This is a genomic window from Neisseria sp. P0021.S006 (assembly GCF_051956895.1).
On sequence record NZ_JBQCWZ010000007.1, the window covers coordinates 44,696 to 61,611 of the forward strand.

Here is a 16,916-nt window from a genome sequence, read left to right on the forward strand (position 1 = left end):
CAACCTTGACAGACTATCGGGTTTATAAGATAATCGCCCGATTGTTTCTGACCGAAAAGGTCACTTGCACGGCAAAAGCCGACTTGTTAGGAGGTGATGTTTACATCACGGCGCGTATCCCGCCCTGCCCTAGGCAAACCAGCGATACAACAACTACCCCATTATGACAAACCGTCCTCTATTTCTTAAAACGGTTTGATTGAACAAAATTTAAAGGAAATAAAATGCCTGCTATTCGTGTTAAAGAGAATGAACCATTTGAAGTTGCCATGCGTCGTTTCAAACGTGCCGTAGAAAAAACCGGTCTGTTGACCGAGTTGCGCGCCCGTGAAGCGTACGAAAAACCAACTACCGAACGCAAACGCAAAAAAGCTGCTGCAGCCAAACGTCTGCAAAAACGTCTGCGCAGCCAACAACTGCCTCCTAAAATGTACTAATTACAGGCCTGCCCTGTGATAAACGACACACCGCAAGGGCAGCTTTGCGGTGTGTTTTATTTTTCAGACGGCACTTTTTTATTGATATAAAGTGAGAACATTATGAGCCTAAAAACACAATTAACCGAAGACATGAAAACCGCCATGCGTGCCAAAGACCAAGTGTCTTTAAGCACCATCCGCCTGATTAATGCCGCCATCAAACAATTTGAAGTAGATGAGCGCACTGAAGCCGATGACGCAAAAGTCATCTCTATCCTGACCAAAATGGTAAAACAGCGCAAAGACAGCGCCAAAATCTACACCGAAGCCGGTCGTCAAGATTTGGCTGACAAAGAAAACGCGGAAATCGAAATCCTCAACTGCTACCTGCCGCAAATGATGTCTGCAGAAGAAATCAAGACTGTTGTTGAAGCAGTCATTGCAGAAACCGGTGCATCAGGCATGGCAGATATGGGCAAAGTCATGGGCGTATTGAAAACCCGCCTGGCCGGCAAAGCCGACATGGGTGAAGTCAACAAGATTTTAAAAGCCGCATTGACTGCTTAATCCTCAATAATCAAAAAGGCCGTCTGAAATATTATTTTCAGACGGCCTTTCTTATTGTGCCAATCAAGCAGCAGTTACTTTACCTTCATGACGCAACAAAGTAATCAAATCGCTGATACGTTTTTTCATGGAACGGCGATCGACGATTTGGTCGATTGCCCCCTTCTCCAACAAGAATTCTGCACGTTGGAAACCTTCCGGCAAGGTTTCGCGTACAGTCTGCTCGATAACGCGCGGACCGGCAAAACCAATCAGCGCATTCGGTTCTGCTAAAACCACATCACCCAAGAAGGCAAAGCTGGCAGACACGCCGCCCATGGTCGGGTCAGTCAATACGGAAATAAACGGCAGACGTTTTTCAGTCAGCAAATGCAAAGCCGCGCTGGTCTTCGTCATCTGCATCAAAGAGTTAATCCCTTCCTGCATACGCGCACCACCGGAAGCCGCCACGCAAATAAACGAACAATTATCTGCAACGGCACGACGTACACCCTGAACGAAACGCTCACCCACGACCGAACCCATAGAGCCGCCGATAAAACGGAATTCAAACGCAGCCACTACGACAGGCAGGCCGTTCATGGTGCCTTTCATAACAACCAATGCATCGTCTTCACCGGTTGCTTTACGCGCAGCCGCGAGGCGGTCGGGATATTTTTTGCTGTCTTTGAATTTCAGCGGGTCGGTCGGTTTAATATTGGCTGCAATCTCTTCACGGCCTTCTTCATCCAAAAGTAGATTCAAACGTTCGCGCGCAGAAAGCGGATTGTGGTGATTACATTTCGGGCAGACTTCGCTGTTTTGCTTCAACTCGGTTGAATAAACCGTTGCCGAACAAGACGGACATTTGTGCCACAGGCCTTCAGGGACGCTGGACGAACTGCTTCGGTTTTTAATTTTCGGAGGAAGAATTTTATCTAGCCAGCTCATGAATGACTCCTTGGAATTCAGAATTCAGACGGCCAGTTGAACGTAAGGCCGTCTGAAACAATGGAATGGAAAAATTTAGCGAATCGCGTCTTTCAACTCTTTAACCAACGCGCCTACTGCTTCGGCCTCGCTACCTGCGTGGCTTTCAATCTCTTTGACGATACGGCTGCCGACAATAACGGCATCCGCTACCGCACCAATCTTACGCGCACTCTCCGCATTATTGATGCCGAAGCCGACACCAATCGGAATATCGATGTATTTGCGCAAAAGCTCTATTTTACGCGAAACTTCTTCAGTATCCAAACTTGCCGCACCGGTCACGCCTTTGAGCGATACATAATACACAAAACCGCCGGCTACTTTGGCAATCGTTTGAATACGCTCCTCAGTCGTTGTTGGCGCAATAAGGAAAATACAATCAATACCTTGCGCTTTCAATGAGTCATGCAGCGGGGTAATGGTTTCTACCGGAGAATCCACAGTCAATACGCCATCCACGCCCGCGTCGGCAGCCGCTTGCGCAAACGCCTGATAGCCCATTTTATGTACAGGGTTCAAATAGCCCATCAAGACAACCGGCGTTTTATCATTGGTTTGACGGAACAAGCGTACTGTTTCCAATACGTCGTGCAAAGAAACATGATTTGCCAACGCCCTTTCAGCCGCACGTTGAATAGTCGGGCCATCCGCCATCGGGTCAGAAAACGGCACACCCAGTTCCAAAATATCAGCACCATTAGCCACCAGGCTATACATCAATGCCAAGGTTGTCTCAAGGTTGGGATCACCCACTGTAATATAAGGAATCAGTGCTTTTGCGCCATTGAGCACTGAGAAAGTTTGTTGGATTCTGCTCATTTTCTGCTATCCATTTCATCGATTTGAATGTTGTCCGGCAGCCTGTTTATTCTGCCGTTACATTTGTTTTAAAAACCTCAGTCTGCCATGAAAAAGCGGCATTTATCCGCATTATCTAATGACTGTTTCTTCCCAATCGGCAAACAAGAGGCTAAGTATAACATTTACGGCTATTTCATAGAATCATTTGCAATCAAGATTCTGATATTTTGAAAGCAATATAAAACAATAAAGGCCGTCTGAAAATCATTCAAACAGCCTTTATTAGAATCAATTATGCAAATCTTTGTATGCTTTCGCACTTTTGATCAGAGTTTCCCTATCGATTACAGCTCAACATGATGGTTTTGTTGTTCAGAACCTAGATGACGCTCCAAATCAGACAAAATTTGCGTCAGACCATGACGGACTTCTTCCGCATTGGCGGCAGGATTGCCGTTTGCATCCAAAGCGCCACGGCTGAACGTATCGATATACGGTTCAAACGTATCTTTCAGTTTCAACAACTTAACAACATCTGAGCGCGTATATCGATCGCCACCGTATCCAATCACAACATTATTTTCATGTTGCCATTGGGCAAACTGAGCCGGACTGATTTGCACCAATTGGCACATTTCATCCAACGTAAAATAACGCTTGGCAGGAATAACCGGATTATTGTTGTTTGTCATAGTAATGCTCCACCATGCCTTTGAGTTTTTGGCTGGCATGGAAAGTTACCACACGGCGTGCGGTAATCGGCACTTCTTCGCCTGTTTTAGGGTTACGGCCAGGGCGTTGAGGTTTGTCGCGCAATTGGAAATTGCCGAAACCGGAAATTTTAATTTCTTCACCACGCGCCAAAGTGCTGCGGATTTCTTCAAAAAAGAGCTCGACGATTTCTTTGGCATCATTCTTGGTGACGTTGCTGACTTTGTCGACCAAAATATCAGCCAATTCTGCTTTAGTTAGTGTCATGTGTTTACCTTCATTCAAACTGGTGCAATTATTACCAAAATTCTTTTAAAAATCAAGTCCTCACCAAAAAATCAAATATTATTAGTGATTTTTAGCGACAACTTTTATCTTATTTTAAGCGCGAAGCTGTGCGTCTTTTTCGGCTGCCGCTTTAATCATTTTCGCAACCAAAGGCTCGATGACCTCATCTGTCAACGTGTTTTCCATATCTTGCAAAATGATTTTGACGGCAACGCTCTTCATGCCTTCAGGCACGCCCGTACCGCGGTAAACGTCAAACACACTGATTTCTTGAACCAGCTTGTTCGCCGCCGCTTTCAGGACATTTAACAAATCATCATGCGTCACAGCTTCAGGCATTACAAATGCCAAATCTCGGCGTGCAGGTTGGAACTTGGATACGGATTGATAACGGGTTTTCTCACGACCCAATACCGCATCCATATCGATTTCAAATACCAGCGGCGCTTGTGGCAAATCATATTTTTGCAGCCATTTCGGATGCAACTCGCCAACAAAACCAACTACTCGGCCGTCTGAAACAATATTAGCAGCACGTCCAGGATGCAATGCCGGATGTTCGGTCTTAACAAAGGATACTTCCTTGCTTTTCAAAAGGCTCTCAACATCAGCTTTCATATCGTAGAAATCCACGTTGCGTGTTTTCTCGCCCCATTGCTCAGGCAGCACGGAGCCATACCACAAACCGCCGATACGTTCGTTTTGAACAAATTGATCAGCCGAATCTTTGCTGAACACGCGGGCAATCTCAAACACGCGTACTCGGTTTTGCTTGCGGTTCAAATTGTTTTGCAAAACTTCCACCAAACCGCCGATAAGCGTAGAACGCATGACGGCATACTGCGCCGCCAACGGATTTTGCAGGCGGATAGGATTGGTATTGGCAGCAAAGTCTTGCTCCCATTGCTCATCCACAAACGCATAGCTGACCACTTCGCGGTAACCGCGAGCCGCCATTTCATTATAAACCGCAAAACGCGGACGTTTGGTTTCAGGCAAAGCCAACATTTTCAGACGGCCTGAAGTATAGTCGTCGGGAATATTTTCATAACCGTAAACGCGGCCGATTTCTTCAATCAAATCGGCTTCGATTTCGATGTCGAAACGGAAGCTAGGAGAAGTGACACGGAAGCCTTCTGCAGTTTTCTCAGGCTTCAAACCCAAGTGTTGCAAGATAATTTCGACTTGATCGGCAGGGACTTCAACGCCCAATACCGTTTTCAGACGGCCTAAACGCAATTCGACCTGTTTTGCCTCGGGCAATTTGCCTTGTGCTTCAACCATTTCACCGGCTGCGCCACCACAAATCTGCAACACCAATTCGGTAGCACGCTCAATGGCATCAGCTTGCAAGCGGCAATCCACACCACGCTCAAAACGGAAAGAAGAATCCGAACCAAAACCGTATTGACGGGATTTACCTGCAATAATCTCCGGGGCAAACCAAGCAGCTTCCAACACAATATTTTGCGTCTCATCAGAAACCGCGCTTGCCTCGCCGCCCATCAAGCCGGCCAAGCTCAACGCACCTTTTTCATCAGCGACCACCAGTGTATTGTCCGCCAAAGTAACCGTCTTCTCATTCAGACACGCCAAAGTCTCACCATTTTGAGCACGGCGGACAATCAAGCTGCCTGACAGCTTGTCAGCATCGAAAACATGCATAGGCTGACCGATTTCCAGCATCACATAGTTGCCAATGTCCACCAATGCGGAAATGCTGCGGATACCGCTGCGTTCCAAACGTTGTTTCATCCAATCGGGTGTAGCCGCTTTCGCATTGACATTTTCAATAATGCGGCTGATAAAACGACCGCAATCGGCCGGTGTATCAATACGGACAGCCTGTTTTTTCTCACTGTCGATAGAGGCCGTCTGAATTTCAACAGGCGTAAACGCACATTGAGTCAACGCAGAAACCTCACGCGCAATACCCTTAACACTCAAGCAATCAGCGCGGTTAGGCGTAATTTTCAATGTAAACAGCGTATCGTCCAAATCCAAGTATTCACGGATATTGGTACCGACAGGCGCATCTTCAGGCAGAATGTGCAGGCCGTCTACACCGTCATCAGGCAAACCCAGTTCATTGGTCGAACACAGCATACCGTTTGATGGCACACCACGCATTTTAGTCGGCTTAATTTTGAAATTGCCCGGCAAAACGGCACCTGGCAACGAACACGGCACTTTAATGCCCGGCTTGACATTCGGCGCACCACAAACAATCTGAACCAACTCGCCCGTACCGGCATCAACTTGGGTAACGTTCAAACGGTCTGCATCAGGGTGTTTTTCAACGGATTTTACTTCGGCAACAACCACGCCACTGAAAGCAGGGGCAGCAGTATCGATTTCTTCCACTTCCAAACCGGCCATGGTCAAAAGATGTTCCAGTTTATCGGCAGAAAGATCAGGATTGGCTTGGGTTCTCAGCCATGAATAAGGAAATTGCATATTATTTTCTCTACTATCAGGCCGTCTGAAACAAATTTTTATCAGACGAAATCAGTAATATCTATTCACTTTTCAGACGGACTATCAAAAGACCATCTGAAATTTATTTAAACTGCTTCAAAAAGTTCAAATCGTTATCGAAGAATAAACGCAAGTCATTGACGTTGTAGCGCAACATGGCAAAGCGGTCGAGACCGATACCGAAAGCGAAACCGGTATATTTTTCAGGGTCGATATCGACGTTTTTCAACACGTTAGGATGTACCATACCGCAACCGCCGACTTCCAACCATTTGCCGTTTTCGCCCATGATGTCGATTTCGGCAGAAGGCTCGGTGAACGGGAAGAAAGACGGACGGAAACGTACTTGCAGGTCATCGCGTTCAAAGAAGCGACGGATAAAGTCAGTGAACACTGCTTTCAAGTCGGCAAAAGTCACACCCTCTTCTACCCACAAACCTTCGGCCTGATGGAACATAGGCGAGTGAGTGGCATCACTGTCCACGCGGTAAACGCGGCCGGGAGCAATAATGCGGATAGGTGGCTCTTTTTTGTCGAGCATATAGCGGATTTGAATAGGCGAAGTGTGTGTGCGCAAAACGTCGCCATTTTCAACATAGAAAGTATCTTGCATCGCACGCGCTGGGTGATTTGCAGGAATATTCAAGGCTTGGAAATTATGGAAATCGTCTTCGATTTCAGGGCCGTCCGCCACTTCAAAACCCATACCGTGAAACAGCTCAACCACACGTTGCAAAGTCAAAGTAACTGGATGCAAACCGCCATGTTCTTGTGCACGGCCCGGCAAAGTAATATCCAAGGCCTCTGCAGCCAATTGAGCTTGCAGCTTGGCTTCATTCAGGGCATCGCGTTTGCTATTAAATGCCGTCTGAAACTGATTTTTACATTCGTTGATGTGCGCGCCTATGGTTTTACGCTCTTCAGGAGACATTTGACCCAAAGTTTTCAAAAGTCCGGTCAATTCGCCGGTTTTACCAAGATAGCGTGCTTTAATTTGTTCTAAGGCATTGAAGTCTTGCGCGGCTTCAATAGCGGCAATACCTTCTGCAACGATACGGTTTACATTTTCCATGGTGGTTTATCGTCTGTTTGTTGATGGCAGGCCGTCTGAAACAACAAAGCCGTCTGTTGGATTTGATTGCAAACCCGTTCAGACGGCCTTTTGTCTTACTGCGGCCAATCCGTTTGATAAGAGAGGCCTATTTTATCGCAAATTAGTATAAAAAAATAGAGTTTAAAGAAAGAAAATCAACTACATAGGATTTCTTTAAGAAAAGAAAAAAGGAAGCATACGCTTCCTTTTTAAATAATCTTATCGAATTAAGCAGCCAAAGCAGCTTTAGCTTTTTCAACCAATTGTGCAAATGCAGCTTTGTCGAATACAGCCAAATCAGCCAATACTTTGCGGTCGATTTCGATAGCAGCGCGTTTCAGGCCGTTCATGAATTTGCTGTAAGACAGACCATTTTCACGGGCACCTGCGTTGATACGAACGATCCACAGTTGACGGAATTGACGTTTGCGTTGGCGACGGTCACGGTATGCGTATTGACCGGCTTTCATTACCGCTTGTTTGGCAACACGGTAAACGTTTTTACGACGACCGCGGTAGCCTTTGGCTAACGCGAAGACTTTTTGGTGACGAGCACGAGCGGTAACACCGCGTTTTACGCGTGGCATATTCTAAACTCCTTAAGCGTAGGGCAACATTTTAGCAACAGAAGCCAAATCGCGTGAATCCACCATAGCGGTGCCGCGCAATTGACGTTTAGTTTTAGTGGTTTTTTTGGTCAGGATGTGACTTTTGAACGCATGACCGCGTTTTACACCACCGTTACCCAGTACTTTAAAGCGTTTTTTCGCGCTAGACTTGGTTTTCATTTTAGGCATTGGAAAACTCCATTCGTTATTAGATAAGGTATAAGGGGTTTTGAAATAAAATTTCAAACACTTGGAACCCAAAATACCACGGTTTTTGCCGCTAATTAAACCTTATTCCGAGCGGCAATCGAAATAAGCCTTGCATTATAGCTTTATTTCTTCTTAGGCGCAATCATCATCACCATTTGGCGGCCTTCCATTTTAGGGAAGGACTCGATTTGTGCCACTTCAGCCAACTCTTCTTTTACGCGTTCAAGCAGTTGGGCGCCCAATTGTTGGTGGGCCATCTCACGACCGCGGAAACGCAATGTCACTTTGACTTTGTCACCATCGGCAAGGAAGCGGTTGATGTTGCGCATCTTGATTTGATAGTCGCCTTCATCAGTACCCGGACGGAATTTAATTTCCTTGATTTGTACCTGCTTTTGGTTTTTCTTGGCTTCGTCGCGCTTCTTGGCTTGTTGGTATTTGTATTTACCGTAATCCATCAGTTTGCATACGGGCGGTTTGGCAGTCGGGGAAATTTCTACCAAATCGACATCTTGCTCTTCGGCCATAGCCAGAGCTTCACGAACTGAAACGACACCAAGCTGATCGCCTGACTCACTGATTAATCGCACTTCTTTGGCGGTAATTTCACCATTGATTCGTGCTTCGCGTTCTTGAGCGATGATGAATACTCCTATAAAAATTAATGATTGACGAGGGCGTCAGTGATTTCTTGCTGCAATTGCGCAATAAAATCATCGACATTCAAAGAACCCAAGTCTTCTGCTTTGCGGCGTACCGCAACTTTGTTTTCTTGTTTCTCTTTATCGCCGACAACGATTTGATAAGGGAAACGGTATTGGCTGTTGTCACGGATTTTGTAACCGATTTTTTCGTTACGCAAATCCAATTCGACACGGAAGCCTGCAGCCTGCAATTTGGCAGCCACTTCGCGACAATAATCTGTTTGGTTCTCGGTGATATTCATAATCACCATTTGAACCGGCGCAAGCCACAATGGGAATGAGCCTGCATGGTTTTCAATCAGAATACCGATGAAGCGCTCCAATGAACCCAAAATAGCACGGTGCAACATTACAGGACGCGCACGGTCGTTGTTTTCAGTTACATATTCGGCATTCAAACGCTCCGGCAATACGAAGTCCAACTGCAGGGTACCACACTGCCAAGAACGACCCAAAGCATCTTTAACATGATACTCAATCTTAGGACCGTAGAATGCGCCTTCGCCAGGCAGCTCTTCCCACTCTACGCCGCAAGCGGTCAATGCATCACGCAGACCTTGTTCGGCTTTATCCCAAACTTCGTCAGAACCTGCACGTTGTTCAGGGCGGAGTGACAGCTTCACGGCAACATCATGGAAGCCGAATTGTTTGTAAATGCGAACCAGCAATTCATTGAATGCGCGTGCTTCATCAACGATTTGATCTTCGGTACAGAAGATATGCGCATCATCTTGCACAAAACCGCGAACACGCATCAGACCATGTAACGCACCGCTTGGTTCATTACGATGGCAAGAACCAAACTCAGCCAAACGCATTGGTAAATCGCGATATGAGCGCAGGCCGTTATTAAAAATTTGTACATGACCCGGACAGTTCATCGGCTTAACCGCGTATTCGCGTTTTTCCGAACTGGTCACAAACATATTGTCTTTATAGTTTTCCCAGTGGCCAGATTTTCCCCAGAAGGTTTTATCCATAATCTGAGGCGTTTTCACCTCTTTATAACCGGCAGCATTCAACTCTTTGCGCATATGCTGCTCAATCACCTGCCACAAAGCCCAGCCTTTAGGATGCCAGAACACCATACCCGGCGCTTCATCTTGCAGGTGGAACAAATCCAATTGTTTACCCAGCTTACGGTGGTCGCGTTTTTCTGCTTCCTCGATGCGTTGGATATAGGCTTTCAATTCGTCTTTACTTGCCCAAGCCGTACCGTAAATACGTTGCAACATTTCATTATTGCTGTCGCCGCGCCAGTATGCGCCTGCCAGTTTGGTCAGCTTGAAGTTTTTCAAGAAACGGGTATTGGGAACGTGAGGACCGCGGCACATATCGACGTATTCCTGATGATGATACATACCCATTGCTTCCACTTCAGGCATGTCTTCAATCAGACGCAATTTGTACTCTTCGCCGCGATCTTGGAAAATTTTGATGGTTTCTGCACGGGGCGTCATCACTTTAATGACGTCATAGTCTTGTGCAATCAACTCTTTCATGCGCGCTTCGATGGCGGCCACATCATCAGGCGTAAATGGTTTTTCAGTTGCGATATCGTAATAGAATCCGTCTTCAATGACCGGGCCGATAACCATTTTGGCATCAGGGTAGAGCTGCTTGACCGCATGACCGACCAAGTGCGCGCAGGAGTGGCGGATAATTTCCACACCTTCTTTGTCTTTAGGCGTAATGATTTGAACGTGGGCATCTTCGGTAATCGGATCGCAAGCATCCACCAATTTACCGTTAACCTTGCCCGCTACCGTTGCCTTTGCCAGACCTGCACCGATAGACGCTGCAATTTGCGCCACGGTAACGGGTGATTCATATTGGCGGACCGAACCGTCCGGCAAGGTAATGTTCAACATCAGAAAGCTCCAAAACATTAAAAAATAACGGCATAAAGCCGTTATGGAAATTTGGTAGGCACAATTGGACTCGAACCAACGACCCCCACCATGTCAAGGTGGTGCTCTAACCAACTGAGCTATGTGCCTTCATCTAAGGCGCTTATTGTAACGAAGCGTGTTCCCTTTTGCAAGCATCTGTAAATACTTTTCAGACGGCCTAGATAATTTTGTTTGATTTATGCCTCATTGTTTTATTTCTTCTATTATTCAGACCGTCTGAAGCATTGTTTTAGAGAAGATAAAATCCAGCCGTCAACCAGCGAAAAATCCTTTATAATCTGCCCTTTCATTTCGCACACACGCGAACATCCAATCTCTTATTATTATGCTCAAATTTACCTTACACAAAAAAGACGGTCATGCCCGACGCGGTACTTTGGAACTGAACCACGGCAAAATCGAAACGCCTGTATTTATGCCGGTCGGCACATATGGTTCGGTCAAAGCGATGAACCCGCAAAACCTGCATGACATCAAAGCACAAATCATCTTAGGCAACACTTACCATCTGTGGCTGCGCCCCGGTTTGGAAGTCATCGAACAATTCGGCGGCCTGCACGAATTTATCGGTTGGGATAAGCCGATTTTGACCGACTCAGGCGGCTTCCAAGTATTCTCGTTGTCCGACATGCGCAAGCTGACCGAAGAAGGCTGTACCTTCCAAAGCCCGATCAACGGCGACAAACTGTTCCTCTCGCCCGAAGTGTCGATGAAAATCCAAACTGTGTTGAATTCCGACATTGTGATGCAGTTAGACGAATGTACCCCTGGAGAAGCAACGCACAGCCAAGCGCAAAAATCGCTGCAAATGAGCCTGCGCTGGGCGGAACGAAGCAAAAAGGCTTTTGAAGACCTGAAAAACCCAAATGCGCTGTTTGGCATTGTACAAGGCGCGATGTATGAAGATTTGCGTGAAGAATCGCTGAAAGGTTTGGAAGAGCTCGACTTCCCCGGCTTGGCCATCGGCGGCTTGTCCGTTGGCGAACCTAAGCCCGAAATGTACCGCATGTTGCGCGCCGTCGGCCCTATCCTGCCGGAACACAAGCCACATTATTTGATGGGCGTCGGCACGCCTGAAGACTTGGTGTACGGCGTGGCACACGGCGTGGATATGTTCGACTGCGTCATGCCTACCCGCAATGCGCGTAACGGCTGGCTGTTTACCCGTTTTGGCGATTTGAAAATCAAAAACGCCAAACACAAACTCGACAAGCGTCCGATTGATGAAAGCTGCACCTGCTACGCCTGTCAGAATTTCAGCCGCTCCTACCTGCACCATCTGCACCGTGTCGGCGAAATCTTGGGCGCACAGCTCAACACCATCCACAATCTGCACTTCTACCAAGTCATCATGGCAGAAATGCGCGAAGCCATCGAACAAGGCAAATTTGCCGATTGGCAGGCGCAATTCCATGAAAACCGCGCCCGCGGTGTGGATTAATCCTTTAAAAGGTCGTCTGAAATCAGGTTTTAATTCAAACTGCTTTTCAGACGGCCTCAATATTCTTAATTAATAAAGCACAATCATGTCCCGTTTCCATACCGAACCTCCCTTAGCCTACACCGCACAAAACCGCACCGCCGTCCTGCTGCTCAACCTCGGCACGCCTGACGCGCCGACGGCTGCCGCAGTCAAGCCTTACTTGAAAGAATTTCTGTCCGATCAACGCGTTGTCGAACTGCCTAAACTTTTATGGCAACCGATATTGCGCGGCTTGGTATTGACTTTTCGCCCGAAAAAAAGCGCGCATGCCTATGAAAAAGTTTGGTTTAAAGAAGGTTCGCCGCTTGAGGTTTACACACACCGCCAAGCAGAAGCCCTAGCCAAACATTTGCCCGATGTCATCGTCCGTCATGCCATGACTTACGGCAATCCAAGCGTTGCCGATGTTTTGGCGGAACTCAAAGCCCAAGGCGTGGGCAAATTGCTGGTCATCCCGCTCTATCCGCAATATGCCGGCTCTTCTACTGGCGCGGCTTTGGATAAAGTGTTTCAAGAGTTATTGCTGCAACGCAACCAAATGAGCGTCCGCACTGTCTCCCGTTATTACGACGATGCCGCCTATATTCAAGCCATGAAGCAGCATATTGAAGCCTATTGGGCCCAAAACGGACGCGGCGAAAAACTGATGTTGAGTTTCCACGGCATTCCGCAAAAGCATCACGACGACGGCGACCCCTATCCTGACGAGTGCCACCATACTGCCAAACTGTTGGCGCAAGCATTGGGCTTGTCCGAACAAGAATATATCGTTTCTTTCCAAAGCCAGTTTGGCAAATCCCAATGGATCAAGCCCAGCACGCAAGCCCTGTTTGATCAGCTGCCGAAACAAGGCACGACCAAACTCGACGTATTCTGCCCCGGCTTCCTGGCCGACTGCCTCGAAACCATGGAAGAAATCGCCATTATGGGACGCGAACAATTCCACGCCGCAGGCGGCAAAGAATACCGTTACATCCCCTGCCTCAACGATTCCGCCGACTGGATTGCCGCACTTGCACAATTAAGCCGGGCTAATCTGCAAGGCTGGATTTGACCTAAACCAAAGGCCGTCTGAAAAATCCACTTTCAGACGGCCTTTAGCGTTATCATCAAGCTATTAAAACGCAAACCAAGCGTGTAGCCATCAAAAATACTACTCAAAAAGGAACACATCATGACTGCACTCCGCACTATCCTGCTCCTTCTGACCGCACTCAGCATCCCAACCGCTTTTGCCGCCGATGCCACACTGATGAGCAAAGGACAAAAGATTTACGAAACCAACTGCGCCGCCTGCCACGGCAAAAAAGGTGAAGGCCGGGGTGCCATGTTCCCGCCTTTATTCCAGTCCGACTATATCAATAAAAAACCGCAAGTGCTGTTGCAAAGCATGACCAAAGGCATCAACGGCCCGATTAAAGTAAACGGCAAATCCTACAACGGCTTTATGCCTTCTACTGCCATCAATGATGCCGATGTTGCCGCCGTTGCCACTTACATCATGAACGCCTTCAATAATGGCGGCGGTACAATTACTGAAGCAGATGTCAAAAAATCTCACGGGAAAAAATAAAACGTCTCTCCCCTAAGGGCCGTCTGAACATTTCAGACGGCCTTTTCGATATGGAACACATTCTTATTTCCATATTTATGGTTACGCAACATCAACAAACATACGCAAAAAACCGTCAAATCAAAAAAAGCATATGCGTTTTGTGTTAAAGTAAACATTATTTAGCGGCTGTTTTGCGTCCAGGCCGTCTGAAAGGTTTTATGTCATGAACTTTTTCCGCAAGACTGTTTTATTTCTAGTCGTCCTCTCCATATTTGCCGCCTGCGGCTCATTTATTTCCCAATACGTTTTGGGCATGAACCCGTGCGTATTGTGTATCCTGCAACGCTTGTGCGTATTGGCAGTCGGGCTGTTGGCCATTGTTACGGCATTCAGCTCGCAATCTTCCAAATTTGCCCGCTCACTCTCGGCATTGTTGATTGCCGCCCCGGCCGTTTACGGCGCCGGTGTCGCCGCCTATCAAATTTGGCTGCAAAGCCTGCCGCCCGGCACCGCCCCTTCTTGCGGCGCACCTTGGACCTTCCGCCTGCGCGACTGGCCTTTGTTCGATTGGTTTGAACCTATCGTCCGCGGCTTTGGCAACTGCGCCGAGCCGGACTATCTATTCGGCGTCGCCCTACCGGTGTGGAGTATTTTGTATTTCAGCTTCGTGGTATTGCTGCTGCTTTGGGCTTGGTTGAAAACCAGAAAAATCTGATTGGTTTCGATATAAAAAGGCCGTCTGAAATTTCAGACGGCCTTTTGTTCTTTAAACTGTTTAGTCCAGATTCAACACGGCAGAAGTGTAAACGTCTTGTACGTCGTCCAAATCTTCCAATGCGTCAATCAGTTTTTGCATCTTAACCGCATCTTCGCCGCTCAATTCAGTTTCGTTTTGGGCGCGCATGGTAACGTCGCCGTCAACAGATTTGTAGCCTGCGGCTTCCAAAGCCGATTTCACACCGGCCCAGTCGTTCGGCGCGGTAATCACTTCGATGGAACCGTCGTCGTTGGTGATGACGTCTTCCGCACCGGCTTCCAAAGCTGCTTCCATCAGCGCATCTTCGTCAACGCCCGGTTCAAACACCAAATAGCCTTGATGAACGAAGTTGAACGCTACGCAGCCGTCGGTACCCAAGTTACCGCCGTTTTTAGTGAACGCATGGCGCACATCGGCAACGGTACGGGTTTTGTTGTCGGTCAGACAGTCCACCATCAAAGCCGCGCCGCCGATGCCGTAGCCTTCGTAACGCAACTCGATGTATTCCACGCCTTCCAGATTGCCCGTACCTTTGTCGATGGCACGTTGCACGTTGTCTTTAGGCATATTGTTTTCAGCGGCTTTTTCCAAAGCCAGGCGCAGGCGCGGGTTCGCGCCGGGATCGCCGCCGCCCATGCGGGCAGCAACGGTAATTTCTTTAATCAGACGGGTGAAGATTTTGCCGCGTTTGGCATCTTGTCGGGCTTTTTTGTGTTGGATATTTGCCCACTTACTATGGCCTGCCATGTTGATTCCTTTCGTTTTTTCACGCGCTGAGGCGGAATTTGCTTCATTTGTAAGGCGTGCATTTTATCATAAGTTGCCTTTAGCCAAAATATTCAGACGGCCCGAATATTTGCAAAAACAGGCCGTCTGAAAACAAAGAAACTTTTTTAAATAAAGAAGCACATTTGCGGCAAACCTTTGTCAGTTTTTCGTTTTAATTCACGAAGGTTTACGGTATGATGACAAAATCGGTCAAAATTGTTAACAACTTAACCGGTATCGAATGGCAAAACGGCCTGCTCGCCGATATTGCCAAACGCGAAAAATGAGTGGGAGTAGTTACCCGTATCATTTTATTTTTATTGTTTTTATTAAAGGTTTTATTATGGAAGAAATATTGTCTGCTCTGGTGGGTGCAGTCAATCTGGTTCTTTGGGACTACCTGCTGATTTATGCCTTAATCGGTATTGGCCTGTTTTTTACCCTGTACTTGGGCGCGCCGCAAATTACCAAATTGGGGGCGGGTTTTAAAGCCGTTTTCGGCGGCTTGTTCAGCAAAAAAGACAAAGACCACGAAAGCAAATCCCTGTCTCAATTTCAAGCGCTTGCCGTAGCGATTTCTGCGCAAATCGGTACCGGTAACGTTGCCGGTGTCGCCACTGCGATTACTGCCGGCGGCCCGGGGGCCATTTTTTGGATGTGGTTGTCTGCCATTCTGGGCATGTCTACCATTTTTGCAGAAGCCGTTTTGGCGCAAAAATACCGCGTGGTCAGCCACGGCAAATACATCGGCGGCCCTGCGTTTTACATCACGCACGGCCTGACCCCGAAAATCGGCCGTGGCGCGGCGCGTTTCCTGTCCGGCTTTTTCTCCATCGCCTTGATTATCGCGCTGGGTTTCATCGGCAACGCAACCCAATCCAATTCCATCGCCTCGGCCATGAATTTGGCTTTCGATATTCCTCCGATGGCTGTCGGCATTGCTTTGGCGGTATTCGCCGGCCTGATCATCATCGGCGGTATCAACCGCATTGCCGGTATCGCGCAATTTGTCGTGCCGTTTATGGCGGTAATTTACATCTTGTGTGCCGTGATTATTTTGTTCAAATTCTCCGACCACATTATCCCGATGTTCCACAGTATCTTTGTTGCCGCCTTCAATCCCGAAGCGGTATTGGGCGGTGCGGCCGGTATCGGTATGCGCGAGGCAGTCCGCTTCGGCGTGGCACGCGGCCTGTTTTCCAATGAGGCCGGTATGGGTTCGACCCCGCACGCTCACGCGACCGCCAACGTCAAACACCCTGTGCAACAAGGTATGGCCGCGTTTATCGGTATTTTTATCGATACGCTGATGGTCTGCACGGCAACCGCGCTGATTATCCTGCTGACCGATGCCAACCTGTCCGGCGAAACCGGCGCAGCAGTTACCCAACTGGCGTTTAACAAAGCCTTCCCGGGTTTTGGTTCACAATTGCTCGCCGTCTGCCTGACCTTCTTCGCCTTCACCACCATCATCGGCTGGTACTACTTCGGCGAATCCAATATCCGCTTCCTGTTCCGCGGCAAACACTTGGGCATCTACCGCGCACTGGTTTTGGTGGCCATCGTATTGGGTACATTGGGCAAAGTGG

18 protein-coding genes and 1 tRNA gene are annotated in these 16,916 nt (G+C 47.9%); 7 read left to right on the forward strand and 12 right to left on the reverse strand.

Annotation, left to right across the window (positions count from 1 at the left end):
* The first annotated feature begins 224 nt into the window (after window positions 1-224).
* Window positions 225-437 (forward strand): 30S ribosomal protein S21, encoded by a 213-nt coding sequence (gene rpsU, locus ACTHUM_RS02900; RefSeq protein ID WP_003680926.1) that lies wholly within the window; start codon window positions 225-227, stop codon window positions 435-437.
* A gap of 102 nt (window positions 438-539) precedes the next feature.
* The gene (locus tag ACTHUM_RS02905; protein WP_049344106.1) at window positions 540-986 is read left to right on the forward strand and encodes a GatB/YqeY domain-containing protein; all 447 of its coding nucleotides are present in this window, start codon (window positions 540-542) and stop codon (window positions 984-986) included.
* A gap of 63 nt (window positions 987-1,049) precedes the next feature.
* On the opposite strand, the gene accD is transcribed toward ACTHUM_RS02905, so the two are convergent.
* The 11 genes from accD to ACTHUM_RS02960 form a co-directional block, all read right to left on the reverse strand.
* Window positions 1,050-1,916 (reverse strand): acetyl-CoA carboxylase, carboxyltransferase subunit beta, encoded by an 867-nt coding sequence (accD, locus tag ACTHUM_RS02910; RefSeq protein WP_049331298.1) that lies wholly within the window; start codon window positions 1,914-1,916, stop codon window positions 1,050-1,052.
* Window positions 1,917-1,991: 75 nt separating this feature from the next.
* Entirely contained in the window at window positions 1,992-2,777 is a 786-nt protein-coding gene (trpA, locus tag ACTHUM_RS02915; RefSeq protein ID WP_440361136.1) for a tryptophan synthase subunit alpha, read from the reverse strand.
* 326 nt (window positions 2,778-3,103) lie between these two features.
* Window positions 3,104-3,451, reverse strand: coding sequence for a hypothetical protein (locus tag ACTHUM_RS02920; RefSeq protein WP_004519475.1), 348 nt, complete (start codon window positions 3,449-3,451; stop codon window positions 3,104-3,106).
* Window positions 3,435-3,737 carry an integration host factor subunit alpha gene (locus tag ACTHUM_RS02925; protein ID WP_003680933.1) on the reverse strand — a complete coding sequence of 101 codons (303 nt, stop codon included), beginning with the start codon at window positions 3,735-3,737 and terminating at the stop codon, window positions 3,435-3,437. The genes ACTHUM_RS02920 and ACTHUM_RS02925 overlap by 17 nt, the downstream gene beginning before the upstream one ends.
* 114 nt (window positions 3,738-3,851) lie before the next feature.
* The gene (gene pheT, locus ACTHUM_RS02930) at window positions 3,852-6,215 is read right to left on the reverse strand and encodes a phenylalanine--tRNA ligase subunit beta (RefSeq protein WP_049335526.1); all 2,364 of its coding nucleotides are present in this window, start codon (window positions 6,213-6,215) and stop codon (window positions 3,852-3,854) included.
* Window positions 6,216-6,318: 103 nt separating this feature from the next.
* Window positions 6,319-7,308, reverse strand: a complete 990-nt coding sequence (pheS, locus tag ACTHUM_RS02935; RefSeq protein ID WP_049335524.1) for a phenylalanine--tRNA ligase subunit alpha — start codon at window positions 7,306-7,308, stop codon at window positions 6,319-6,321.
* Between the two features lie 248 nt (window positions 7,309-7,556).
* Window positions 7,557-7,916, reverse strand: coding sequence for a 50S ribosomal protein L20 (gene rplT, locus ACTHUM_RS02940; RefSeq protein WP_003675502.1), 360 nt, complete (start codon window positions 7,914-7,916; stop codon window positions 7,557-7,559).
* A gap of 12 nt (window positions 7,917-7,928) precedes the next feature.
* On the reverse strand, window positions 7,929-8,126 hold the full coding sequence (gene rpmI / locus ACTHUM_RS02945; protein ID WP_003675505.1) for a 50S ribosomal protein L35: 198 nt from the start codon (window positions 8,124-8,126) through the stop codon (window positions 7,929-7,931).
* Between the two features lie 143 nt (window positions 8,127-8,269).
* Window positions 8,270-8,791 carry a translation initiation factor IF-3 gene (gene infC, locus ACTHUM_RS02950; protein ID WP_079453677.1) on the reverse strand — a complete coding sequence of 174 codons (522 nt, stop codon included), beginning with the start codon at window positions 8,789-8,791 and terminating at the stop codon, window positions 8,270-8,272.
* Between the two features lie 17 nt (window positions 8,792-8,808).
* The gene (gene thrS, locus ACTHUM_RS02955) at window positions 8,809-10,722 is read right to left on the reverse strand and encodes a threonine--tRNA ligase (RefSeq protein ID WP_049335607.1); all 1,914 of its coding nucleotides are present in this window, start codon (window positions 10,720-10,722) and stop codon (window positions 8,809-8,811) included.
* A gap of 52 nt (window positions 10,723-10,774) precedes the next feature.
* A tRNA-Val gene (locus ACTHUM_RS02960) sits at window positions 10,775-10,851 on the reverse strand.
* A gap of 238 nt (window positions 10,852-11,089) precedes the next feature.
* Here ACTHUM_RS02960 and tgt point away from each other — a divergent pair.
* The 4 genes from tgt (at window position 11,090) to ACTHUM_RS02980 (ending at window position 14,517) form a co-directional block, all read left to right on the forward strand.
* The gene (tgt, locus tag ACTHUM_RS02965) at window positions 11,090-12,205 is read left to right on the forward strand and encodes a tRNA guanosine(34) transglycosylase Tgt (RefSeq protein WP_003745960.1); all 1,116 of its coding nucleotides are present in this window, start codon (window positions 11,090-11,092) and stop codon (window positions 12,203-12,205) included.
* 85 nt (window positions 12,206-12,290) lie between these two features.
* The gene (gene hemH, locus ACTHUM_RS02970) at window positions 12,291-13,301 is read left to right on the forward strand and encodes a ferrochelatase (protein WP_063076397.1); all 1,011 of its coding nucleotides are present in this window, start codon (window positions 12,291-12,293) and stop codon (window positions 13,299-13,301) included.
* Between the two features lie 120 nt (window positions 13,302-13,421).
* Window positions 13,422-13,820, forward strand: coding sequence for a c-type cytochrome (locus tag ACTHUM_RS02975; RefSeq protein WP_070695358.1), 399 nt, complete (start codon window positions 13,422-13,424; stop codon window positions 13,818-13,820).
* 205 nt (window positions 13,821-14,025) lie between these two features.
* The gene (locus ACTHUM_RS02980) at window positions 14,026-14,517 is read left to right on the forward strand and encodes a disulfide bond formation protein B (protein WP_039864291.1); all 492 of its coding nucleotides are present in this window, start codon (window positions 14,026-14,028) and stop codon (window positions 14,515-14,517) included.
* A gap of 60 nt (window positions 14,518-14,577) precedes the next feature.
* Here ACTHUM_RS02980 and ACTHUM_RS02985 read toward each other — a convergent pair whose 3' ends face one another.
* Complete coding sequence (locus tag ACTHUM_RS02985; protein ID WP_049329917.1) at window positions 14,578-15,306, reverse strand: YebC/PmpR family DNA-binding transcriptional regulator; 729 nt, start codon at window positions 15,304-15,306, stop codon at window positions 14,578-14,580.
* Window positions 15,307-15,670: 364 nt separating this feature from the next.
* Between ACTHUM_RS02985 and ACTHUM_RS02990 the strand changes: the two genes are divergently transcribed.
* On the forward strand, window positions 15,671-16,916 hold a 1,246-nt coding region (locus ACTHUM_RS02990), incomplete at its 3' end, for an alanine/glycine:cation symporter family protein (RefSeq protein ID WP_440402793.1).